The organism is Neiella marina (assembly GCF_002165625.1).
GTDB lineage: Bacteria > Pseudomonadota > Gammaproteobacteria > Enterobacterales > Neiellaceae > Neiella > Neiella marina.
Genome location: NZ_NGNS01000001.1, coordinates 291,419 through 313,736 on the forward strand (window position 1 = coordinate 291,419; position 22,318 = coordinate 313,736).

At 48.6% G+C, this 22,318-nt stretch carries 22 protein-coding genes; 9 read left to right on the forward strand and 13 right to left on the reverse strand.

What is annotated here, in order from left to right:
- Positions 1 to 300 (reverse strand): acetolactate synthase 2 small subunit, encoded by a 300-nt coding sequence (gene ilvM, locus CBE68_RS01320; RefSeq protein ID WP_229744597.1) that lies wholly within the window; start codon positions 298 to 300, stop codon positions 1 to 3.
- Entirely contained in the window at positions 297 to 1,967 is a 1,671-nt protein-coding gene (gene ilvG / locus CBE68_RS01325) for an acetolactate synthase 2 catalytic subunit (RefSeq protein WP_087504260.1), read from the reverse strand. Before ilvG ends, ilvM begins: the two co-directional genes overlap by 4 nt.
- Before the next feature lie 624 nt (positions 1,968 to 2,591).
- On the opposite strand from ilvG, the gene CBE68_RS01330 reads away from it, so the two are divergent.
- Positions 2,592 to 3,101, forward strand: coding sequence for a hypothetical protein (locus CBE68_RS01330; protein WP_087504261.1), 510 nt, complete (start codon positions 2,592 to 2,594; stop codon positions 3,099 to 3,101).
- 25 nt (positions 3,102 to 3,126) lie between these two features.
- Here CBE68_RS01330 and CBE68_RS01335 read toward each other — a convergent pair whose 3' ends face one another.
- From CBE68_RS01335 to CBE68_RS01350, 4 genes are all read right to left on the reverse strand, one after another.
- Entirely contained in the window at positions 3,127 to 5,049 is a 1,923-nt protein-coding gene (locus tag CBE68_RS01335; RefSeq protein WP_143824448.1) for a sialate O-acetylesterase, read from the reverse strand.
- 63 nt (positions 5,050 to 5,112) lie between these two features.
- Positions 5,113 to 6,234 carry a C15 family peptidase gene (locus tag CBE68_RS01340; protein ID WP_229744598.1) on the reverse strand — a complete coding sequence of 374 codons (1,122 nt, stop codon included), beginning with the start codon at positions 6,232 to 6,234 and terminating at the stop codon, positions 5,113 to 5,115.
- A gap of 62 nt (positions 6,235 to 6,296) precedes the next feature.
- Positions 6,297 to 8,456, reverse strand: coding sequence for a S46 family peptidase (locus CBE68_RS01345; protein WP_087504263.1), 2,160 nt, complete (start codon positions 8,454 to 8,456; stop codon positions 6,297 to 6,299).
- Between the two features lie 244 nt (positions 8,457 to 8,700).
- Complete coding sequence (locus CBE68_RS01350) at positions 8,701 to 9,561, reverse strand: HDOD domain-containing protein (RefSeq protein ID WP_158100459.1); 861 nt, start codon at positions 9,559 to 9,561, stop codon at positions 8,701 to 8,703.
- Between the two features lie 267 nt (positions 9,562 to 9,828).
- Between CBE68_RS01350 and CBE68_RS01355 the strand changes: the two genes are divergently transcribed.
- Together CBE68_RS01355 and CBE68_RS01360 are read left to right on the forward strand one after the other, a co-directional pair.
- Positions 9,829 to 11,349, forward strand: coding sequence for a YifB family Mg chelatase-like AAA ATPase (locus CBE68_RS01355; RefSeq protein ID WP_087504382.1), 1,521 nt, complete (start codon positions 9,829 to 9,831; stop codon positions 11,347 to 11,349).
- A 181-nt stretch (positions 11,350 to 11,530) separates the two neighbouring features.
- Positions 11,531 to 11,905, forward strand: coding sequence for a DUF3192 domain-containing protein (locus CBE68_RS01360; protein WP_087504265.1), 375 nt, complete (start codon positions 11,531 to 11,533; stop codon positions 11,903 to 11,905).
- A 13-nt stretch (positions 11,906 to 11,918) separates the two neighbouring features.
- Here the strand turns inward: CBE68_RS01360 and CBE68_RS01365 are convergent, their stop codons facing one another.
- Positions 11,919 to 12,593, reverse strand: a complete 675-nt coding sequence (locus CBE68_RS01365) for a PilZ domain-containing protein (RefSeq protein ID WP_087504266.1) — start codon at positions 12,591 to 12,593, stop codon at positions 11,919 to 11,921.
- Positions 12,594 to 12,809: 216 nt separating this feature from the next.
- On the opposite strand from CBE68_RS01365, the gene CBE68_RS01370 reads away from it, so the two are divergent.
- The 3 genes from CBE68_RS01370 (at position 12,810) to CBE68_RS01380 (ending at position 15,180) form a co-directional block, all read left to right on the forward strand.
- A complete protein-coding gene (locus CBE68_RS01370; protein ID WP_087504267.1) occupies positions 12,810 to 13,253 on the forward strand; it encodes a CBS domain-containing protein in 444 nt (147 codons plus the stop codon).
- A 126-nt stretch (positions 13,254 to 13,379) separates the two neighbouring features.
- Positions 13,380 to 14,279 (forward strand): acyltransferase, encoded by a 900-nt coding sequence (locus tag CBE68_RS01375; protein ID WP_371870468.1) that lies wholly within the window; start codon positions 13,380 to 13,382, stop codon positions 14,277 to 14,279.
- A gap of 7 nt (positions 14,280 to 14,286) precedes the next feature.
- A complete protein-coding gene (locus CBE68_RS01380) occupies positions 14,287 to 15,180 on the forward strand; it encodes an acyltransferase (protein ID WP_087504269.1) in 894 nt (297 codons plus the stop codon).
- Between the two features lies 1 nt (position 15,181).
- Here the strand turns inward: CBE68_RS01380 and CBE68_RS01385 are convergent, their stop codons facing one another.
- From CBE68_RS01385 to ccoG, 5 genes are all read right to left on the reverse strand, one after another.
- Positions 15,182 to 15,652: a DUF523 domain-containing protein gene (locus tag CBE68_RS01385; protein ID WP_087504270.1), complete on the reverse strand. Its 471-nt coding sequence runs from the start codon at positions 15,650 to 15,652 to the stop codon at positions 15,182 to 15,184.
- 41 nt (positions 15,653 to 15,693) lie between these two features.
- The gene (locus CBE68_RS01390; RefSeq protein WP_158100460.1) at positions 15,694 to 16,341 is read right to left on the reverse strand and encodes a thiol:disulfide interchange protein DsbA/DsbL; all 648 of its coding nucleotides are present in this window, start codon (positions 16,339 to 16,341) and stop codon (positions 15,694 to 15,696) included.
- Between the two features lie 109 nt (positions 16,342 to 16,450).
- The gene (locus CBE68_RS01395) at positions 16,451 to 17,095 is read right to left on the reverse strand and encodes a thiol:disulfide interchange protein DsbA/DsbL (protein ID WP_087504272.1); all 645 of its coding nucleotides are present in this window, start codon (positions 17,093 to 17,095) and stop codon (positions 16,451 to 16,453) included.
- 36 nt (positions 17,096 to 17,131) lie between these two features.
- Positions 17,132 to 18,127 (reverse strand): serine/threonine protein kinase, encoded by a 996-nt coding sequence (locus CBE68_RS01400; RefSeq protein WP_229744600.1) that lies wholly within the window; start codon positions 18,125 to 18,127, stop codon positions 17,132 to 17,134.
- Position 18,128: 1 nt separating this feature from the next.
- The gene (gene ccoG, locus CBE68_RS01405) at positions 18,129 to 19,571 is read right to left on the reverse strand and encodes a cytochrome c oxidase accessory protein CcoG (protein WP_087504273.1); all 1,443 of its coding nucleotides are present in this window, start codon (positions 19,569 to 19,571) and stop codon (positions 18,129 to 18,131) included.
- Positions 19,572 to 19,717: 146 nt separating this feature from the next.
- Between ccoG and CBE68_RS01410 the strand changes: the two genes are divergently transcribed.
- From CBE68_RS01410 to CBE68_RS01420, 3 genes are all read left to right on the forward strand, one after another.
- Positions 19,718 to 20,077, forward strand: a complete 360-nt coding sequence (locus tag CBE68_RS01410; RefSeq protein WP_087504274.1) for a hypothetical protein — start codon at positions 19,718 to 19,720, stop codon at positions 20,075 to 20,077.
- Position 20,078: 1 nt separating this feature from the next.
- On the forward strand, positions 20,079 to 20,351 hold the full coding sequence (locus tag CBE68_RS01415; protein ID WP_371870465.1) for a YihD family protein: 273 nt from the start codon (positions 20,079 to 20,081) through the stop codon (positions 20,349 to 20,351).
- Positions 20,352 to 20,892: 541 nt separating this feature from the next.
- Entirely contained in the window at positions 20,893 to 21,168 is a 276-nt protein-coding gene (locus CBE68_RS01420; RefSeq protein ID WP_087504275.1) for a hypothetical protein, read from the forward strand.
- Positions 21,169 to 21,269: 101 nt separating this feature from the next.
- Here CBE68_RS01420 and CBE68_RS01425 read toward each other — a convergent pair whose 3' ends face one another.
- Complete coding sequence (locus CBE68_RS01425; protein ID WP_087504276.1) at positions 21,270 to 22,298, reverse strand: 2-hydroxyacid dehydrogenase; 1,029 nt, start codon at positions 22,296 to 22,298, stop codon at positions 21,270 to 21,272.
- Between the last annotated feature and the right edge of the window lie 20 nt (positions 22,299 to 22,318).

The following is a 22,318-nucleotide window of genomic DNA, read 5'->3' on the forward strand; positions in this document are numbered from 1 at the left end:
TTAAGCACTAATACGTAGTGGATTCGTTTCAGCAGACGTGATTTCAACAGAAGAAACGTCCACCAGTTTAGAGAGTTGGTTTTGCAGCAGAACCACAGGCTTGTCGCTGGTAACTGTCACCGACAACGCAATGCGTTCGTCCTCCTGACTCGATTCGACGGCCATTCTACACAACCGATAGCCCCGATGGCGAATCACACGCAACAAACGCTCAACCGTCGCCGGCCGGTCTTGCGCTTCAATACTGATGGTGTGTTGTTGGCCAGTTTGGCTCGCCGTTGATTGCGCTGATGTCATCATTCTGCTGTCTCCATCATTTGTTGATTGGCAGCACCGGGAGGTACCAGTGGCCAAACATTTTCTTCGGCATCAATTCGCACGTGTAATAAGTAACTGCCCTTGCTATTGATGAGATCGGAAATTCCTTGCTCTAATTCGTCGTCGCGAGTAATAGTGCGGCCAGCAATGCCAAACGCACTGGCAAGGGTGACGAACTCGGGGTTATCGGACAAAATTGTTTCGCTAAAGCGACCATCGAAGAACAATTGCTGCCATTGGCGAACCATGCCCAGTCGCTCATTATCAAGTAGTAGGATTTTGACTGGTAAACCGTAGCGGCGAATGGTACCCAGTTCCTGTACATTCATCATGAAAGAACCGTCACCAGTGACATTAACCACGGTGGCATTTGGTCTTGAATACTGGGCGCCAATTGCCGCAGGTAAACCAAAGCCCATGGTGCCTAAGCCACCAGAGCTCAGATGGTTATAAGGCTGTGAGAAGGACATGTGCTGCGCCACCCACATTTGGTGCTGACCAACATCGCACGCCACAACGGAGTCAGTTGGCAACTGATCAGATAACGACTTGAGTAATTTGGGCGCATAAATACTTTGACCAGGCTTGTCGTAGCGCCATTGATGCTGTTTTTTCTCCGCTAACGCTCGTTGCTGCCAAACCGACAAATCTTCGCCTGGCAGCGCTGCTAGCTTAGTGGCCAAGCGTTTGAGGCCATCGGTCAAATCACCCAGTAAACCGACATGAGCATGGCGGAGTTTACTAACCTCACAATGATCGATATCGAAATGGACCACACTTGCATTGGGCGCAAAGGTGTCGAGCTTGCCGGTCACCCGGTCATCAAAGCGAGCGCCAGCGACGATCAGCAAGTCGCTCTCTTGCACCATTAAATTTGCCGCTTTGGTGCCGTGCATGCCTACCATACCTAGGTGGTAATCACGGCTATCTTCTAATGTGCCGATACCTTTTAAAGTGACAATACTCGGAATGCCCGTTTGCTCGGCAAAGCGGCGCAATTCCGCAACAGCTTGCGGACCTGCCATACCAACGCCGCCACCGACGTACAAAATCGGTTGCTTGGCTTGACGGATTAGCTCGGCGGCTTGCTCTAGTGATTCGTTCTCGATCAACTCGGCAGGTTCAGCTTCTGCAGATGCTGGGCCACCCAGCAATGACGCCACTTGAATGTCTTTTGGGATATCAACCAATACTGGGCCTGGACGACCGCTTCTGGCCAGTACAAATGCTTCTTCAAGCGTCGCCTGCAGTTCGTTAGCGTCCTCAACCAAAAACGAGTGCTTGGTGACACTTAACGAAAGCCCTAATACGTCGACTTCCTGAAACGCATCGGTGCCGATCAACGGACTTGCCACCTGGCCAGTGATAGCCACTACCGGCACCGAATCGAGCATGGCATCAGCCAGACCAGTGATGAGATTGGTTGCTCCGGGACCCGATGTTGCCAAACAAACACCGACGTCATTACAAGCTCGGGCAAATCCGACAGCAGCAAGCGCTGCGCCTTGTTCGTTACGACACAGGATATGGTCGACGTCACCACGATGAATGGCATCGTACACGGGCATGATGGCACCACCGGGATAACCGAAAATGGTTTTCACCCCAAGATTGGCCAGCGTTTGTACTACTAAATCTGCGCCTGTCATCAAGTTGTTTCCTTGCTCGTTTTGTCCCGCACTTGCTTGTCGTTATGGAGCTGAAATTAGGCTGGAGATAAAGAAAAACCCCCGAGCCTTTCAGCGCGGGGGTTTGTTGTTCAGCTTGATTCGTAAGCTAACGAGTCCCCCGCGCGCTGGTAATCACCACCACGACAATGCGAATTAGCACTAGAGACATAAGGTTACGAGTCATCATTCAATTCTGTTCGACGAAAATCTGCCATTAATTGCGCTGTTTTAGTCACCGTCAGCGAGTGTAACCAATGATTTACAGCAGCTCAGGTGGTTAATTCAAACACAGGCTTGCCTTTGGTGCAAATTTTTTGTTGTCAAAATTATTGTGACCGGCTTCGGCAGTTTGACGAATGAGAATTAGTTACCAAACTTGAAGGAGTTATCACGGTCATCGTACTTCACCACATCGCCATGTTATCCATTTGTTAATAAAGGCATTTTATTGTTAAAAGCGGATAAAGCATGACTTTGATCATGTTGCTAGCAAGTACATCGACTAGGGTTTGCACAATTATTGTTCATCTTTAACAAGTGCTGTTTAGCTGATAGCACCGCGGGATTTTGTCTCGGCCAACTATCGGGAGTGAAGGAGCAGATATGAATCAGTTTGAGTTGATCCAATTCGGCTTTGTCGTCTTGTTCGGTTTTATGTTGTTGGTCGCAGCAAAGGTGGTAATGGCCTATTTGCGAGCAGACAAGCCACCAGAGCACAGCATGCTATTGGTGGCAATGTTGCTCGGCTTATCCGTTATTGGCGGGATTAGTGGTTTCGCTTGCGTTGAGCGTACCGTTGCCAACAACGAAGTTATCGCAGCAACCACCGAAACCATTCAGCACGAACTCGAACAAGTCAGACATGAGTACCAAGCCATTGTCGAGCCGTTGCAAAAAGCCCGAGAAAAAGCGCTGTTCGCCAGCAGCTATGGGGGCAATTTGCCTCACCAGCAAGATACTCAATATGCGCGAGCACAGCAGCTAACAGAAATGATTGAGCTCGAAGAGGCCCGCTATCAAAGCAAGCTGCAGCGTATCTATGACACCTTCGCGGCGGTGACTGACAACAAAATTGCCGTGGTTGCTCGCTCATCCTCGCAGCATCAACTGTAATACCCATTGCATATCATGACGGCGATCAGTCGGCGAGCGTCATCTCAAATGGCGTCGCCGGCAACCCTGCACCGTTGATCAAATTAGCTGCTGGGTTGTCCGCCCAACCATAACGCACTGCTTCAACAGATTTCACTTCGGATGGCAGCGGCAACACCACTTGAGAGCCACGGATCTTGCCATCCTGCCATTGCCACGAACTGCCCCGAGGCTTAATAGCAAAACCAGTTAGCTTTTCGCCATGACTAAGCTTGAGCCCCTGATTAGCGAAATTGAATCCAATCACTAGCTGCTTATCAAGCTGCTGAACTTTGCTAGGCGCTGGACTAGCAATGATAGGTGGATGTCGATAAACCAGCGCATTGGCCCCAAGCCAAAGTCGGTAACCTACATCTTGCTTGTTACGCGGATGAATGTCGTCGGCTTCACCGATATCAATCGTCACTGCCATCGCCGTTTTATCGAGCGCCAAGGTTTGTCGCTGCGCTTCTCGGAGTTGCGCCCACTGGCTTTCCACTGGTAGCGGATTGGGTGGTAGATAATTCGCAAGTTGAGTGAATACAAATGGTAACTCAGGTTGCCGCCAAGCGTTTCGCCAGCCCTGAATCAGTTCGGCAAATAACGCCTGATAGTAGCCTGCTTCACCGACATTGTTTTCACCCTGATACCAAATCACGCCTTTAATTGGCTGCTGGGTCAGTGGTTTGATCATGGCATTGAACAACATCGATGGGTTCCAATGAATCCTCTCTACCGCTGGCAGCGGCGGCGAAATCTGGTTGTTGTAAGCCCACTCCTGAGTAAAGTCAAAGCTGTTGTCGCCGACATGCAAACGCAACTGATCGGTTTTGCCAACATAGACCTTGTTATCCCAGTCATTACTGATTCGAAGTGCCAACACATTTTGACCGACACGCAATGCCGCAGGGTCTAGAGCTAGCCGCTCCAGTGACGACGACCAGTTTTTGGTGTGAATTAATTGGCCGTTTAAAAACACATGGGCGTTTTGCACCACCGAACCCAGTTCGAGTACCACTGGTTGATTTAGCAGCTCGAGATTGAACGATTTGCGCAACCAAACGATATCCGTCAATGGCTCGGTGTTGGGTAAAGCAATACGCAACCATTGGCGATCATCAAACTCTGGCAGGTGAACCCCCTTTGCCAGATCATCATCAACTTGTTCAATCAATTGCCATTTTTGAGCTTCGAGCTGTTGATTGCTAGCTATTCGCTGACGCCATTGTTGGGGATTGGCCATCACATCACGAGCTAAAGCCTCATAGCGAGGCAAACTCAATAGCTGCGCCACAGGCGTCCAAGCCTCCGCAGGAGTACCACCCCAAGTGCTGTCGATGATGCCAACAGCAACGTTTTCATGACGTTGCGCATGTTTGGCAAAAAACCACGCTACGGCAGAAAAGTCGGCCACAGTATTGGTGGATGCTACCCGCCAACGCAGTGGTTGCTGTAACTGGTCAAACGGGCTGGGTGAAAATGCCTTGGCAACCTCAGCGAAGCGGATCAGAGGATAATTTGAATCTGCAATTTCAGCCGCCATGTTGTTGATGTCGTTGCCAACCTTCCACTCCATATTGGACTGGCCGGAAGCGACCCAAACATCGCCGATATAAATATCATCGAAGGACACCATTACTTCGCCGCGGATCGCCAGAGTATAAGGTCCACCTGCACTCATTGGCGGTAGCTCGACCTGCCATAAACCTTCGGCATTGGCCTGAGTGGTCAATTGGATATCAGCAAAAGACACCACCAACTCGGTTCCGGCTGGCGCTTTGCCGCTGATCGGATTTGCCACATGGCGCTGCAACACCATGTGCGATGACACCAACGAGCTAACTTCGAGTGATGACGATGAAAAGGGGGCTGCAGAGATAGCGCCGCTCAGCCCCATTAGAGCAACCAGTAACAAGGTTCGAACAAGCATTAACTTACCTATATTAGAATTGTTGGTGCACTGAGGTTGCAGCGACACCCAAAATGTAATCGTTTACAATTCTACAGCGGCATGTCTTAACATTTCTGTGATTTGCTCGACAATCGCCTGCTCTTTTGTCTTGTCATAGCCGCTGACGCGGGGGGTATGAATATGACCCACCGGCATATCAGCGTTAAACATGTCGCGCATTCGGATGGTGCGGTAGCTAATCTCATTAGACAAGTAGCCTCCGCCGCCGCCCTGTACCGCGATGTGTTCACGCAGCTGCTCTAAACTGATCGCCGCAAAAGTACCAATGAGGGTTTCCACTTCACGATTATCATTAATCTGAAAGTCTCCAGCAGCTTGTTGCATGACTTTTACTGGTAGCGAAAACTCAACAAACTCGGGTCCCAACAATGGTCCGTGATGTAAGGGAGGAATCAGCGGTTGGCTGTCGTTTGCGCCGGTATAAACATTGAGGTTATCTGGCGCAACAGAGCTTCTGCGCTTGCCGGGAAAACGCTCTAAGTCGAAATGATCGCGGCCCATGGAGACGGTCACTAACATGTCGATGCTGTTGTCTTGCAAATAGGGCTGTACCAGCTGCTCAATCATTCCTTGGTCAAAATCGACAAAGCGCACCGGGATCAGCACGGTTTCAATGCGAACCTTTCCTGTGGCTGTTTGCCACTCAGCGCCATCCAATTGCAAGGCAGCCAATCCGGAGGGGTTGGACTGCTTAATGTTGCGATCGAGAAAGAATGGATCGAAGCCAGTCAGCAAGATCCGCTTGTCGGCATTGGTAAAGTCAACTTGTTCAATACCGCGGCTCAAATGCTCAAAGCGCTGCAGCATTGGTGCTTTTTCGGCTTCAGTCAGCGGCAGTTGGCGAATACGCTGCTTGGCGGCCAAGCGGAACCAATACAAGCCACGATCGTCACCTTGCGACTGAGCAACTTGCTTACCAGCTTGCCAGCCTGCAATCGCCACCTGCTCCAGTTCGGCCGCTGAAATACCTTTGGTAATCTTGTCCAGCTCTGAGTCAAATGGCGCCAGCAGTTGCGGCATAGCAACAGTAGCTTTAGCAACTCGCGCTTCTTCCACATCAGCAAACGCTGCTATTGGCGATACCAACAACGCCCATAGCAGCGCACCTTTGGCAACCAGTAACCGACTCGCATTCTGTATCATCAACGGATGTTCCTTGATCAGCAATGGATAGAAAAAGCGCGCCATTTGGCGCGCTTAATGAGTTAGTAAACGATGTTCATTTCATCGATTAGGTTGTCAGCACCATCGAGGTGCTTCATCACCCATAGCATGTAACGAGTATCGACGTGAATCGAGCGGTTACGTGTTTCGTCAAAGTCCCAGTCACCAATAATCGAATCGGTCGTGCCATCAAACAACAACCCGATCAATTCACCTTTGCTATTGAAGGTTGGCGAGCCGGAGTTACCACCTGTGGTATCAACCGTCGACAAATAGTTCACCGGTACTGACTGCAACTGCGAGTCGACAAATTTGCCGTACTGCTTATCAGCAATCAGCTTCAGTTGCTCGGCAGGAGCGTTAAACGGCCACTCTCCAGACTCTTTTTCAACAATGCCTTCGACTTTGGTAAACGGGGTGTAGTACATGCCATCCCGAGGTTCTACACCTTTCACCGAGCCATAAGAGATTCGCAAGCTAGAGTTGGCATCAGCATAGATTGGCTTGCCTTGCTCTTTGGCATAAGCAATCAAAGCTTGCATATGACGCGGGCGCCATTTCTGCAACTCACCATCATGAGCTTTTTCTTCTTTTTCCATTGCCATGGTGGTGTCGTACATCGCTTTAGCGAACTCAAGCATGGCGTCATCAGTTTTTTCCAACGTCGTTAAATCGGCTTCCATCCACGCCAAACGAGTCGCCTCATCGCCCACTTTGGTGTTGCTGTACATGGCGTCCAACTTGGCCATCACCGCTTTTTCGTTCCAGCCGTTTTGAAGGCCAAAAAACTGATCGAGCACTGCCACGTGCTGGGAAGCAGGTAAGTCAGCGTAGACTTTCAGCATGTAGGCAAAGATGGCTTTATCCACTTCAGCATCATAGCGACGACTCATGCGCTTCAGGCCTTCGCCAAAGCGAGTCATATCACGCTCTTGATAACCTGGCTCGCGAGCGGCATCTGGTTTTTGCTGTTCATGGGCCAAACGCAGCAAACGCTGAGCATAATAAGGTGCTGAGGCGTAACGCATGTATCCTAATACCACGTCGCGCTGCGCTTTGGCCTGAGATTCGGCAACTAGCTTGGCCATGGCATCGATAGATTCACCATACTGGCGCTGACGCTTATTACTTTGTTGCAACCAATCGGCGAGATCGGCTTCCAACGCTTCTTTGCGCTGTTGAAAGTCACTTTTGGCATAGATGTCGATCATCGACTGATAGTTTTTGGCGTAGTTGTCCAAGCCGGCCAAGGTGTTTTCGTAGCGAATACGAGCATCAGAACCCTCAGGCGCAGTGGCCTTGATGATATCCATCAAGTCTTCGCGCAGGGTTTTCGCCATTGGATAAAATTCAGTGAAGGCGTACTTCACCTCATCCGCAGTGCGGTAACGGTTAGTGCGGCCCGGATAACCCGCCACCATAACAAAATCATTTTCGTCGAGTTCTTTGGCCGATACCGTCAAATGGCTCACTGGCTCAAATGGCACATTGTCTTTGCTGTAATCGGCAGGCTTACCATCTTTGCCGACATAAGCGCGATAGAAAGCATAATCGCCGGTATGGCGCGGCCACATCCAATTGTCGATGCTGCCACCAAACTTACCCACGGACAATGCTGGTGCGTGCACCAAACGAACATCGCGGATGGCCAGTTTCTTCACCAAATAGTATTCCAAGCCATGGTGGAAGCTCTGCACACTACAATGATAACCGTCTGCCTTTTCACACTCGGCAACCAAGGCTTTGCGATTATCTTCAATCAGCTGATAACGAGTAGCGCCATCAGCTTTGGCAGGAATGGCACCAACAACTTGGTCAGTAACATTAGTCACCGATTCAGTGATGTAAACTCGCGAGCCCGGAGCTGCTGGTAGTTCCTCTCCGTATGTTTTGGCTAGAAAACCATCTTGGAGGTAGTTAGCTTCCGGCGTGGAATTAAACTGGATTGAACCATATGCGCAATGGTGATTGGTCACCACCAAGCCTTTGGGCGACACAAACGATGCTGTACAGCCACCTAAACTGATGACTGCATTCATCGGGAATTTATCAAGGCTACTCAAGCTGTTGGGGTCCAGCTCCAGTCCTTTGGCTTTTAATTGGGAGGCAATCTGAGGCATTTGATGCGGCTGCCACATGCCTTCATCTGCTTGCGCGGCCATAGCGGCCAATGCGCTTACAGCTATGAGTAAACGTTTCATTTGGTTAGTTCTCTTGACTGTCGGTTCGTGCTTTGAAGGTTTTTATTATTTACTGCCGCCAAGCAAGCCCCGAAGCTTGCTCTCGACATGGCTGTACATACTGCCACCGGACTCAATCCGATGGCAAAAGCTGCAGCAACTTAAGTGTAAATAAACATGTAAACTTTGGTGCAATAGGCGGTCCGCCCAACGCTGCACAATTCACCGCAGGGTTTGGACTAGAGCAGGCTTTTGGCATCGATATTTAGCAGAACATCGGACCTTGCTGATTGATGATGGCAAGGACATCGTCGCATTCGCTATTTGCAGCCATAACCGCCACGCCAATTTCAACCTCGTCGAGATCAAAATAAACCAGTAAATCAGTTGGCAGCGCGATCTGTTCTGGCGGGATAGTATTTTTCAACTCGGGCTCAATGCTATCGGTAATACTTATAGCCAAGCGAAGCAGCATGGTCTCGTCTTTCATCGTGGTTAACGAGCGACAATGAAGTCGCGCAATTGGACCCCAAATGGTTTCGGGCAAATGCCACTGTCTCAACAAGGCGGCGCTGACTTCTGCGCTGGTGAACGACAGCTTGGTGTTCTCAAGCTCTGGAATGGGAGTTTTAGACACCTCGCTCTGGCGTAAAATCTCCTCTGCCAATGCCGGTTGCTGGGAGTACAACACCAGCTTGCCAATGTCGTTGAACAAACCACTCAAATACTGATCGTCACCACGCCCCATTTTGCAAATGACCGCCAGCCTTTTGGCCAACGCCGCCACGTAGATACTGCGATGGAAAAAGCTCGTCATATCTATTAGTTCCGACGATATGCCATCGAATATTTCAGCTGACTTGGACGCATAAATGAGGTTTCTCAGGCCATCGGTGCCGAGTACGGTAGTGGCTTGAGTGAGGTTATCAACAGCTCGGCTTCGCCGGTACGAAGCGCTATTTGCAAGCTTGAGTACTTGCGCAGCCAGAGCAGGATCATGGCCAACCAAAGTCCCTAAATCATCCGCATCTGAACGATCGGAATTGAGCAACTCATTAGCTTTAAGCAGTACTTTTGGCAGCGATAGTAGTTGTTTGGTGTCATTCACCAAAGAGTCAGGAGTCATCGGCATAGACCTTTGAGTTTTTCTTTAAGCATATGACAGAGCACCATTCTGATTCGTCGAATTGACTCACATTAAGGGCAATTCGAGCTGGCGCTTGTTTGAGGGTAGAACATTTATTAGCCAGTCAGTAAGACTTCAGCAAGTTTTTCAGATTAATCCTGTCTAGCCACGGGAATAAGTGAAGCTGCGTAGGTCGTTATTTGACCTATGCTTAGCAATGAGAGTAGTACGCAAGGAGTGCGACTACAGAAATCACAAGGACAAGAGATGAACCTCGCTCTCATTCATAGCCGTGCCGTGATCGGTATGGACGCCCCGCTAGTCACCGTTGAAGTGCATTTAAGCTTAGGTCTTCCGGCATTTTCGATTGTTGGCCTGCCAGAAGCGTCGGTGAAAGAAGCCAAGGAGCGCGTACGTTGCGCACTAATTAATGCCGGATTTGACTGGCCTGCGCGCCGCATAACCGTCAACTTAGCACCTGCTGACTTACCAAAAGAGGGTGGTCGGTTCGATTTACCGATTGCCATTGGCATTTTGGCCGCATCCGAGCAGTGTCAAAGTGACAAGTTGGCAAACATCGAACTTGCAGGCGAGTTAGCTCTATCAGGCGAAATACGCCCGGTGCATGGCATTATTCCCATGGTTGTTAGCTCTCAGCAAGCGAATAGGCAACTGCTTTTACCAGAGCAAAACGGTGCCGAAGCAGCGCTGGTTGAGGCGAATCACTGTCTAACAGCCAACCATTTACTAGCGGTAACAGCTTGGCTCAATGACCAACAACCGTTGCCTATCGCTGAAAACAATCAAGCTGATTGCAATGCGCCAGAGCATCCAGACTTGCAGGATGTCATTGGTCAACAACAAGCCAAACGAGCACTAATGATCGCCGCAGCTGGCAGGCACCATTTGCTTTTCTACGGCCCTCCAGGTACGGGCAAAACCATGTTGGCCAGTCGACTTCCCGGCATATTGCCAACCATGGACGATAGCGAAGCGCTCGAAAGTGCTGCGGTTTACTCCATTAGTCACCAAGGGTTTCAAGCCAGCAACTGGCGTCAGCGACCTTTTCGAGCACCGCATCATTCATCTAGTGCGGTGGCTTTGGTCGGCGGTGGCTCTCACCCAAGACCAGGCGAGATATCGCTCGCCCACAGAGGAGTATTGTTTTTAGACGAATTGCCTGAGTTTAGCCGTCATGTTTTAGACATGTTGAGACAACCCCTAGAGTCCGGTCAAATCACCATTTCTCGAGCAGCAAGGCAACTCGATTTTCCTGCTCAATTCCAACTCATTGCGGCAATGAACCCAAGCCCATGTGGCAATTGGGGTAATCCAAATGTGGCATGCCGCTCGACGCCAGATGAAATCAGACGCTACCTCAATCGACTTTCAGGGCCCTTGCTTGATCGATTTGATATGTCACTTGAAGTACCAGCTCAACCAGACCAAGGGCTTTACCAGCAAGTGCCCGACGGCCCTCACTCCGCGAACGTCAAACAGATAGTTGAGCAATGCTATCAGCACCAACTCGATCGACAAGGTTGTGCCAATGGCCATTTGCATGGGCGAGTATTGCAGCAACACTGCCAACTGAACCCAGATAACTCGCGATTATTGCAACAAATAATCGAGCAATTTGGCCTGTCAGCCAGAGCCCAGCAACGAATATTGAAAGTCGCCCGTACCCTCGCCGATCTCAGTGAAAGCGACACAATCGAATCGAACCACATCTCTGAGGCGATTGGTTATCGAGCCATCGATCGACTCATGCAACAACTAGCAACATAGTGAAACATCAAATGTTAATTTCACCGATATTTAGTAAATATAACTAACAAGGAGCAGATGCAGCGCCACCAACAACACATAACTAGCTGTTTTTTATGCACTTTAATAATTGGCACGAGAATCGCTATAACAAAATCGTTACTTTATTGATTTAGTTAAAATTACAAAAAGGATGACGCAGATGAAACGCACCGTTGTAGCAATTGCCGCTGGATTAATCGCAATCAACACACTGGCAGGATGCGTTGTTGCCGTTGGCAACGACGATTGGGATAGCAATTCAAGCTGGAAAAGCCATCAAGAAGAAAACCGCAGAGACATCGCTAAACTGGAGCTGGGCAAGAGCTACGATCAGGTTATCTCACATATGGGTACGCCGGATTTTACTGAGCGCTTGACCATTGATGACAAAGACTTTCAGATTCTTTACTACCAAACCAACAGCAAGCACAGTGACGGTAAAATCACCAAAAATGAATGCACACCGCTGTTGTTTGAAGACAAAAAGCTGACCGGTTGGGGCGAAACTGCGCTGAATCACCTCAAAGCGAGTTAGCTACGATGGCCAACTAATAATTGGCCAGCATCACCTCAGTAAGTCCAGCTCGTAGCTCTGGGCTGAGTGACTCAAACTGAATACCTTGTAAAATTCGTCCCTGCGCATCATGGGACGAATTTCTGACAATCCCAGGCAGCGATAGGTGTGAGTGATCGCCTTTGAAACGTACATGAATATTGGAGCCATCATTGATCGGTTGCTCTAGAGCAGTGGCAATACGGCAGCCTTTACTCGACAAATCGATAATATCGCCCATCGCCAACTTCTCACCACTGTCACCAAACTCGATGTAGCAACCAAAATTGACCCGAATTCGTTTCTGCTCACGCATATTGGCGGCTTCAATGGTTTCCGGAAAACGTACCGTGAGCCACTTGCGCGGCACTTTGGTCGAAACACCGAGCGTTGAGCGAAAAGCTAGCACTTGGCATTGGCCAATTTCATTGACCATTCGCAATACCACTGGTTGACCGGCCTCAATTGCATGGCGGGCGTCCTGCCAACTCTGATCGGCACCGTAGCGCAACAGCAACACATTTGGCACATCAATGCCCACTAGACGGGTTCGCAGGCGATAAACGTGGCTACCAGCCAGAACTTCCAATTCCAGCGGACTATTGATTGGGCAGGCCAGCAAGGCTTCACTTATGGCGCCGCTATTATCGTGAATGGCTTTTTGAATCATATCCGTTCAATTCTATTCATTTACTACTCCGACGACTAACATTAACAAAAATGTCATGACGCGGCCAAGCTCGTTTCACAGCTTGCCAGCAGCATTTGATCAAGCGCGGTTTGTTGCTTCAGCTAAGCTGCTCACAATACAGCATAATTTACAAACAGTGAGGCTCGCGATAGAGTGGCTATCAGTTTTATCAAAGACTTTTACACGGGTTAAACGATGGCAATCGATCGGATTATGAACACTCAGGTAGTGACCGTTGAGCTGGACGATACCCTAGCTACGGTAAAAGACATCTTTGATAACGCTCACTTCCACCATTTATTGGTTGTAGAAGATGGTCACTTGGAAGGGATTATTTCCGATCGCGATTTACTACTAGCGATTAGCCCCAATATCGGCACCAAAGCAGAAACCCCGAAAGACCGTCAAGCTTTGAAACGGCCAGTCCATCAAATCATGACTCGCGATCCGCTGACCTTGAAACCAACGGCCAGTATTTTTGAAGCAATCTATTTGTTTAATCGCAATCGCATATCCTGCTTGCCGATTATCGATGACAACAGGGTTGCCATTGGCGTTGTCACTTGGCGTGATATTCTCAAAGCCATTGAAGCTGACTTGAGCAAGCGAGTGGTTGCCAATCGCAACAAAACACCCTAGCTCTCGGCAAAAACGCCCCCCTTTAGTTTCATTGCCAACACATTCCCAAATGGGCCACTGATCCGGCCTGACAGCAGCCTGTGCTTGGGGTAAAATCACGCCAAATTTACAGGGATTATTGTCATGCTGTCTTTTCTTCCAGGAGTTCTTCGCGGCGCGCTGGGTATGTTCGGTTACGCCATCAACACCGTATTCTGGTCCACTCCACTGATATTATTGGCAATATTAAAGCTACTCATCCCAATAGCGGCAGTCCGTAAACTACTGAGCCGAATACTCAACTGGTGCGCTTCGTCTTGGATTAGCGTCAATAGCCTGATTCAGAAGCTGTTTCTAAAACTATCGCTGGAGATCGAAGTAGACGCAGAGCTCAGTACTAAAGCCCGTTACCTGGTCATTGCTAACCATCAGAGTTGGGTTGATATCCTGATTCTGCAACGTGTTTTAAATGGTCGCATCCCGTTTCTAAAATTTTTCTTGAAAAAAGAGCTGCTCTACGTACCACTGCTTGGCATTGCTTGGTGGGCATTGGATTTCCCATTTATGCAACGTTATTCGAAAAGCTTCATTAAAAAGAACCCACATCTTGCAGGAAAAGACATTGAAACCACTCGCAAGGCTTGTGAAAAGTTCAAACAGCTACCAGTTAGCATCATGAACTTTGTTGAAGGTACCCGGTTTACTCCTGAGAAGCATCAGCGTCAGAAATCACCATTTAAACACTTGCTTAAGCCTAAGGCAGGCGGCATTGCTTTTGTCTTATCCAGCATGGGCGAGCAACTCCATTCGATTCTTGATATCACGATCAGTTACGACACCAAGCGCCCACCGACAATGTGGGAATTTGTGTGCGGTAAATTGTCACAATGCAAGGTGCATGTTCGTGCAATTGAAATTGATGACGACTTGACCCGCGACTACGCCGGCAATAGTGAGCATCGCGTAGCGTTTCAGCGTCGTATCAATCAAATCTGGGCCGACAAAGATGAGCGCCTCGACCAGCTAGCAGAATCAAATACCAAGTAGTGACACTATGCTTCATCGATTACCTATCGTGATAAAAACTCCCATCATCATTGTCATGATGGCCCTCAACCTAGCGCTCGCAGGCAGCCTGATCACACTGATGGGGATCTTAAAGCTGATCCCGATTCCACCATCGCAACGCCTATGGACCGCGCTCAGTCACGTTTTCTACCGCCTGTTTATAGCCGGTAATAAAGCCATCATTCAGCTCACCAGCAATCCAAGCTGGACTATCCACTTTTCTCGTCCGGTACAACAACGGAGTTGGAATCTTGTACTCAGCAATCACCGCAGCTGGCTCGATATTGTGGTTTTGATGCAAGTCCTTGGTGAACATCTACCACCACCAAAGTTTTTCCTTAAACATGAACTGATTTGGGTTCCTTTTGTTGGTATCGGCTCTTGGGCCTTGGACATGCCATTTATTCGCCGTTACTCTCACTCGTTCCTAAAGAAGAACCCTCATTTGAAAGGTAAAGATATCGAGAGCACTCGCCGCAGCTGTGCCAAGTTTAAAACCATGCCAACAACAATCGTCAATTTTGTTGAAGGCACCCGCCTTACCTCAGCAAAACGCAAACGCCAGCGATCTCCTTATCAGCATTTGCTCAAGCCAAAGGCGGGCGGTATTGCATTCACACTTGCTGCGATGGGAGACCAGTTTGAGAACATCATTGATGTCACGCTCAACTATCCGGGGATCAATGACGACGCGCCAGCGTTTAAACAGGTACTAACGGGTCAGCTCAAGGCGGTGCAAGTCGATGTGCAAGTCACCTCCGTGGAGTCGGAACTTGTCGGTGACTATTTTGAGGACAAGGAATTTCGAGTGGCATTCCAGCAGCGACTCAATGAGCGCTGGCTCGCCAAAGATCAGCGCCTAACAAGCTGGCAGCAATAAGCTAACTCAGTCGCTCGAGTTCGCGTAAATACTGAGCCGCTTGCGGAAGCTGACTCTCATTAAACACGGTGATGCCAGACTGCGTTAGCAGTTTGGCAGTGACGCCTGAGCCGGCAATCAAATGACCACTGAAGGTTCCATCGTAAACCTCCTCATTGCCACAAGACGGGCTCCTTGCCTTGAGTATGGCTATTTGGCAGTGATTAGCTTGAGCAACCAACAGCGCTTGTCTGGCTCCTGATTCAAACGATTCGGTGACATTGTCACCAGTCACGGTGATCACTCTGCCACCTGTTTGCTGTTCAGCCGCAGGTCTCGGCACGCCAAGCCCCCCAGCAATTTCGGGGCACAAGCTGACTAGCCGTCCTTGTTCAAACCACCGTTGCAAAATGGGATGTTGCAGCCGCTTTCCGGCGCCATCATAACGGACGGGGTGACCAAGCAAACAACTACTAATAAGGATTTTCTGCATTCTTAGCCAACAATAAAAAAGGCCCCTCAGGGCCTTTAGTTTTAGTCTTTCTTGGTAACCAAGTAGTTTACCAATTTGACGTATTCATCAATGAAGTTATCCGCGCCAGACAAGCCGCTTGGATTGACTTTATACTTACCATTGACGATCACTGTTGGTGTCGAGCGAATACCATATTTTTTGGTTTGCTGCGCCATACGTGCCACCATCGAATTGACAGGGAAGCTGTTGTAGGCAGAGTCAAAGTCTTTGGCTGGCACGCCAGCTGCGATAAAGGCATCACGCAAATCACTGACCGAAGAAATCTGACGGTTTTCGTAGAAGTGACGCTTGTAAATCTCTTCGCTGACCGGCTCTACCACTTTCAACGCCTGAGCAACGGCGAAGCCACGGCTAACGATTTTACCCGTTTCAGGATAACGCTTGCGAGTTGAGCGGTCGACGTAATAGAGGAAATCAACATGTGCGCGTTTGAGTTCCGTGCCTTTGAGGCCCTTTTCAAGCGCCGCAACAATGGGTTCGAACTTATAGCAATGGCCACAGTAGTAGCTGAAAAACTCAATCACTTCTGGCGCTGCTGTTGGCTGGCCTGGTAGCACTTCATAGTGAGTGCCTTCTTCGTAGTCCGCCGCACATGCAGACAGCGGCAACGCCAACAAGGCAAAAAGCGCAACGAGGTATTTCTTCATAGTTATTCCCATTTTCGCGTAATCAGGTACAGGTAATCAGCCACTGAGACTACCACAGCTAAGCCATCGGTCAACGGCCATTAAACGTTTGGTAACAAACTGTGGTCTATTACTCTGCCGGCAGTGCAAGTAAGTATTGCACCAGTTTTTTATACTCTTCGGCGATATTTTTGGAGCCTGATAAACCGTTAGGGATAACTTCGTAGCGACCATTGACCACTACTGTGGGTACACTTCGGATGTTGTGGTTACGTGTCGCCTGCTGCATCAGTCTAGCTTTGGAATTAATAGAAAAACTGTCATATGCGGCCATGAATCGTTCGGTTGTAACACCGTGATCCGCGAAATCGGCCTGTAACTGGCCCAGCTCCTTAGTCTTATCCCTAGCAATGAAGTGACGTTCAAAGATACTGGCTGATACTTCTTGCTCAATATCAAACGCTTGTGCCATTGCCAAAGCCTTCGAAAGCATTAATGCTGTCTCAGGCAAACGAGTTCGACTCTTACTGTCAACGTAATACAAAAAGTCGACGTGGATCCGATGAAAAACATCATCAGGCAATTCTTGCTTTAGATCACTGGCGAGAGGCTCAAAGCGAAAACAAGCAGGACAATAAAAGCTAAAGTATTCGACCACTTCCGGAGTTGCAGAAGCAGGCGTCGTTAGTGTTTTGTAGTGCTTTCCTTCGGTGAAATCCGCAGCCGATGTCCAGGGAGCAACAACTAGCCACAAAACCGCCAATAGTTGTTTCATTTATCTTCCTTAATAAAAGTTAGTTGAGAATCCTTTTTAGAAGCCGGGCTTCAAACTCAATGGCCGTTCTGCCAGTGCCGCAAGCTGCTCTTTCATGGCCAGAACTTGGTCTTCCCAGTAGCGCATGGTATTAAACCAAGTGAAGGAGCGAGGAAACGCTGGATCACACCAGCGTTGAGTCAGCCAAGCCATGTAATGAATCATGCGCAAGCCACGCATGGGCTCAATAAGAGCAAACTGACCATGGTCGAAGGGCCGAAACATCTCATAGCCTTCAATCAACGCATCGAGCTGCGCAAGTTGCTGGTCACGCGGTCCACTCAAAAACATCCACAAATCTTGGATCGCAGGACCGTTGCGGCTGTCATCTAAGTCGACGAAATTCACCACTTCGTCACGGATCAAAATATTTCCCAAATGGGCGTCACCGTGCAGTCGAAGTTGGGGCAACGTCGCCAGCGACTGAACATGAGGTTCAACCGCTTGTGCCAGCTGGCTCAGTGTTGGGTGAAAGGCTTGGGCTAGATGTTCAGGGATCTGCGCTTGCTCAGTTAACACTGCGAGCGCTTGGCTTAGCATTGAGCCGTCAATCGTTGGTCGGTGCTGAAACAGCTGATTGGCCCCGATCTGATGAAGTCGACCGAGCTGCTGACCAATGCGCTCAAGACCATCAAAATCATCACCATCAAAGGTGCGACCACCCACCGAGGGAAACACAGTAAACCAGTAACTTTGCCAAGGCAGTAAGGTTTCGCCGTCAAACACCAAGGGCGCGACAACAGGTACATCTGCTTGTGCCAACTGCAGAGCAAACTGATGTTCTTCAACAATCTGCGCTTGCGACCAACGTCCTGGTCGGTAGAACTTCACCACGTAGCGGCGGCCATCTTCAGCCAGCAGCTGGTAGACCCTGTTTTCATAACTGTTGAGGGCCAGCAGCCCAGATTGAGCGTAGATACCCACCGATTCCAAGGCATCTAAGATGGTATCTGGGCTCAAGCCAGCAAAATCAAATGTGGCAGTTACTGTCACCTTAGCGTCCCTTAATAAACCGACTTTCTTGCACGACTCGGTTACCGGCATCATCAGTCAGGACAAATTCGAGTTCGTTAATGGGCTTGTCCAATAAATAAGGGTCAATGGCCAGCGATACAGGAACACTGAATACTTCGCCCGGCTCTACCGTAACAACTTGCTCTCCTCCCCATTCAAGGCCATCAATGCCCTGAACAGAAAGCTGATAGTCTCTTGTTTGCTGAGACTTATTGAGCACTTTCAAGGTGTATACGTTTTCCATCAGGCCATACTCGTTGAGTCTAGAGAGTACATTGCGGTCGCGGATAACATCGAGTTTGAGAGGATCGCGACCAACCGCGGTGGCAATTAAAGCTGTGATCATAATAACCAGCACCATGCCGTATCCGAGCAGCTTCGGACGCATTATGTTGGTTTTGCCGCCAGCAAGTTGCCGTTCGGTGGTATAGCTAATGAGGCCTTTCTCGTAGCCCATGCGATCCATGGTTTGGTCGCAAGCATCTACACAAGCACCACAGTTAATGCACTCGTACTGCAGGCCATTGCGAATATCTATACCCGTTGGGCAAACTTGAACGCACAGAACACAGTCAATGCAATCCCCCAGCCCAAGCTCTTTCGGATCTTTCTTGCGTGGCCGAGGGCCTCGTGCCTCACCACGTGTCGCGTCGTAACTGACAGTGAAGGTATCTTGGTCAAACATCACTGATTGGAAACGTGCATATGGGCACATGTGTAAGCATACCGTTTCACGCATCCAGCCAGCGTTACCATAGGTAGCAAGAGTAAAAAAGAAAGTCCAAAAGTAAGGCCAGAACGTCATATCGCCGGTAAAGAAACCGAGAAACGAAGCATGGCTACCCCAAAAATAGGCAACAAACGTCAACGCCGTGAACAACGAAAAGCCAACCCAACAGGCGTGCTTGGCGGTTTTGCGCCACACCTTATTAAAATCCCACGGCAACTCATCCAGCCGCATGCGCTTATTGCGCGGCCCTTCGAACTTTTCTTCAAACCATATGAAGATGAAAGTCCAAACCGTTTGCGGGCACCAATAACCGCACCAAACTCGACCCAAGAAAGTGGTAAAGAAAAACAGTGAGAAAGCCGCAATAATGAAGACAAACGCCAGCAGCATTAAGTCTTGCGGCCAAATGGTTAGCCCAAATAAATGAAACTGACGATGAGCAAAATCGAGAAAAACTGATTGGCGGCCATCAATATGGATCCATGGCAACAGCATAAAGCTGACCATCATGACCCAATTCATGCGGTTACGAAGCGTTTGATAGACACCCTCCACGGCCCGGACATAAATTCGGTGACGTGGTCGGTGCTTTTCTTGCTTAGCGCCGCGACGGCCGCTAACTTTCACTTTATTATCTTTACTATGAATTTGTTTTACCGGAATTTTCTGCTCTGAATTTGACTCAGACATCATCTCGTCCTGATTCTGGTTTGGCCTGCTGCTAGTCAGGGCTTGGCAAGCACAGCATAATAGTTATTGTAGAGAGCGTTACGGATTTTCCGCAGCTGCTGATTATATTCGCATTTGCTGAAATACCCCATGCATGGATCAAGTGAAAGATGAAAAAAGTTATGCTGTGGATGTTGGTTATCATACTACTGATGCTAGCCGCGAAGAACGATCAAGTGCTTAAAAGCATCGGCGATAAACCACAGCAATGGTTCGCAGTGATCAAGGCACACATTGCCGGGGTGGCAGAATACCAGCAACAAGATTTCATTGATGCCTTGGATAAACACCGTATGCCGCTCTCGCCACGAGAGCGTAACTACGTGACAAACATTAGTAAAAGTAGTGGCGATCTGCTGATGTTTATGAACCGCCATTGTGATCAAGATGGCGGCCATTTGGTGTTGGAAGATCAACACCTTACTCTGGTGTGCGATACCGCCAGACAACTCGTTTTTTTGGATGAATAAGATGGCAATGACTCAACACAAAATTGAAGAATTTATCGATCTGCTCCGCGAGCACTGGTTGAAGAATCAAGATAAAGGCCTCACTCAATTGCTTCAGCGTTTGGCCGACGAGGCCGGTTGCGAACAAGCTCTCAGCGAAATCAGTGACGACACCTTGTTCTATCAACTGAAAATGGGAGAAACCAACAAAGATGAGATGATCCCAGGTATTGCCAAGGACTGTGAAGAAGATTTTAAGACTGCTTTGCTAAGAGCTCGCGGTGTTATTGAGTAAATAATCACCAACAAAGGCCGTTTGTTGAAAAGTTTCTGGCATTTACCCATAAAACTATTGTATACAATATCCATCCGCACAAGGCGGGCAACAAACTGCAAACTACCGAACCAAAAACGATCTGCTTTAGTAGACGATCAGTAACAGGGACACACCTGTTCAGCAGTTTTAAGTAGGCTCTGTTTAAGGGCCTATTTTTTTGCCTAAATGAATCAACAAATAGGCCAATCGGCCTGAACTTTCCGACACAAAAAGACCATTTCCAATCGATTTAACAACTCACGATAGAGATAAATTTAAATTTTTTTACAATCGAAAATAAATAAAAAACAGCCATCACATTGAATATTAAGAAATAATTACATGGTTAACCTGTTTCTAACGGTTCTTAATAAAAATTTAACGTGACGAACATCACAAAATGCTTGACTGATTTTGTGACATCAATCACAATTCGTCACAACTTGATGACCACTACTGGTTGTTAAACAAACTTTTGAACGTTTAGTTTCAACTTAAATAATTATTGCTGAGGTTAATTATGAAAACTGTTACTGCTGTTGCCGCCACTGTTGCTTTGTTCGCTGCTCCTACTTTCGCTTCACCTTCATTGAAGTTTGTTGCTGCTAACGACAAAGTTGAAACTCAAGTTTGTATGACTGCTGCCCAACAAGGTATCCAAGCCGCTGACGCAATTGCCAAAGCAAACGGCATGAACAAATACCAAACTCGTTCACTGATCTGTAACGGCCGTCCAATCACAGCTTTCTCTCGCAAGTATCAGCAAAAAGCTGACACTGCAAAAGCCGAGTCTTAATTACAGTCGACTGTAATACATTACTCGCTCAGCTTAATGCCAGCCTCACCGGCTGGCATTAGCTCGAGGTAACACCATCCCCTTGTAAGCCGTCTTAGTCATTAGCTGTTGTCCACCACCTGCGGCGTTACTTCATTACCATTCTCTTTGCTATCACAAAATGCCACCGCATTGGCCAACGTAGTATCGGCAATGTTTTGCAGTGCTTCTTCGGTTAAGAAAGCCTGATGTCCGGTAAAAATAACATTGTGACACGCTGATAATCGTCGGAATACATCGTCCTGAATCACCTCTGCTGACAAGTCTTCAAAAAACAAACTCTTTTCATGCTCATAGACATCGAGCGCCAATCCGCCGAGGGTGCCATTCTTTAACGCTTCCAAACAACTTTGGGTATCGACCAACTTGCCACGGCTAGTGTTAATCAACAGAGTCCCCTTTTGCATCTGACTAAATGCTGACCGGCCAATCATATAGGTGTTTTCCGGCGTAAGTGGGCAATGGAGGGTAATGATGGTTGACTCGCGCAGCAACGTACTCAGGTTGACGTAATCAACCCCCATCGCCTTGGCTTCATCGCTTGGATATGGATCATAAGCTAGCAGCCGACAACCAAACCCTTTGAGGATCCGCAATGCCGCCAAGCCAATTTTGCCGGTGCCGATAACACCAGCGGTCTTGCCAAAGATGTTAATACCTGTCAGGCCCTCGAGAGAGAAGTTAGCATCTCGCGTTCGCTGATATGCTTTATGAATTCGCCGATTCAAGGTCATCATCAGAGCAATGGCATGTTCGGCAACCGCCTCTGGCGAGTATGCCGGAACGCGATATACAGTGATGCCCAAACGAGCTGCCGCATCAAGGTCGACATTGTTGAACCCAGCGCAACGCATCAATATCGCCTTGACGCCAAAACCCGCTAGTTCAGTCAACGTCGACGCGCCTAAATCATCATTAACAAAGGCGCAAACTGCATCGCTACCCTGTGCCAGGCCAGCTGTTTTTGCATCCAAACTGGTATCAAAGTAATCCAGCTCAATGTCCTTTAAACCACTACTAGCTAGAGCGTGATTGCGGGTGTCGAAACTGACTCGGTCATAACGTTTTGCACTAAATAAACAAATCTTCACAAGCACTCCTGTTTGATTTG

What these genes read in the sequence shown, in the direction of transcription:
- ilvM (WP_229744597.1), bottom strand. Translation starts at nt 300, where the DNA reads ATGATGACATCAGCGCAATCAACGGCGAGCCAAACTGGCCAACAACAC.
- ilvG (WP_087504260.1), bottom strand. Translation starts at nt 1,967, where the DNA reads ATGACAGGCGCAGATTTAGTAGTACAAACGCTGGCCAATCTTGGGGTG.
- CBE68_RS01330 (WP_087504261.1), top strand. Translation starts at nt 2,592, where the DNA reads ATGAATCAGTTTGAGTTGATCCAATTCGGCTTTGTCGTCTTGTTCGGT.
- CBE68_RS01335 (WP_143824448.1), bottom strand. Translation starts at nt 5,049, where the DNA reads ATGCTTGTTCGAACCTTGTTACTGGTTGCTCTAATGGGGCTGAGCGGC.
- CBE68_RS01340 (WP_229744598.1), bottom strand. Translation starts at nt 6,234, where the DNA reads ATGATACAGAATGCGAGTCGGTTACTGGTTGCCAAAGGTGCGCTGCTA.
- CBE68_RS01345 (WP_087504263.1), bottom strand. Translation starts at nt 8,456, where the DNA reads ATGAAACGTTTACTCATAGCTGTAAGCGCATTGGCCGCTATGGCCGCG.
- CBE68_RS01350 (WP_158100459.1), bottom strand. Translation starts at nt 9,561, where the DNA reads ATGACTCCTGACTCTTTGGTGAATGACACCAAACAACTACTATCGCTG.
- CBE68_RS01355 (WP_087504382.1), top strand. Translation starts at nt 9,829, where the DNA reads ATGAACCTCGCTCTCATTCATAGCCGTGCCGTGATCGGTATGGACGCC.
- CBE68_RS01360 (WP_087504265.1), top strand. Translation starts at nt 11,531, where the DNA reads ATGAAACGCACCGTTGTAGCAATTGCCGCTGGATTAATCGCAATCAAC.
- CBE68_RS01365 (WP_087504266.1), bottom strand. Translation starts at nt 12,593, where the DNA reads ATGATTCAAAAAGCCATTCACGATAATAGCGGCGCCATAAGTGAAGCC.
- CBE68_RS01370 (WP_087504267.1), top strand. Translation starts at nt 12,810, where the DNA reads ATGGCAATCGATCGGATTATGAACACTCAGGTAGTGACCGTTGAGCTG.
- CBE68_RS01380 (WP_087504269.1), top strand. Translation starts at nt 14,287, where the DNA reads ATGCTTCATCGATTACCTATCGTGATAAAAACTCCCATCATCATTGTC.
- CBE68_RS01385 (WP_087504270.1), bottom strand. Translation starts at nt 15,652, where the DNA reads ATGCAGAAAATCCTTATTAGTAGTTGTTTGCTTGGTCACCCCGTCCGT.
- CBE68_RS01390 (WP_158100460.1), bottom strand. Translation starts at nt 16,341, where the DNA reads ATGAAGAAATACCTCGTTGCGCTTTTTGCCTTGTTGGCGTTGCCGCTG.
- CBE68_RS01395 (WP_087504272.1), bottom strand. Translation starts at nt 17,095, where the DNA reads ATGAAACAACTATTGGCGGTTTTGTGGCTAGTTGTTGCTCCCTGGACA.
- ccoG (WP_087504273.1), bottom strand. Translation starts at nt 19,571, where the DNA reads ATGATGTCTGAGTCAAATTCAGAGCAGAAAATTCCGGTAAAACAAATT.
- CBE68_RS01410 (WP_087504274.1), top strand. Translation starts at nt 19,718, where the DNA reads ATGAAAAAAGTTATGCTGTGGATGTTGGTTATCATACTACTGATGCTA.
- CBE68_RS01415 (WP_371870465.1), top strand. Translation starts at nt 20,079, where the DNA reads ATGGCAATGACTCAACACAAAATTGAAGAATTTATCGATCTGCTCCGC.
- CBE68_RS01420 (WP_087504275.1), top strand. Translation starts at nt 20,893, where the DNA reads ATGAAAACTGTTACTGCTGTTGCCGCCACTGTTGCTTTGTTCGCTGCT.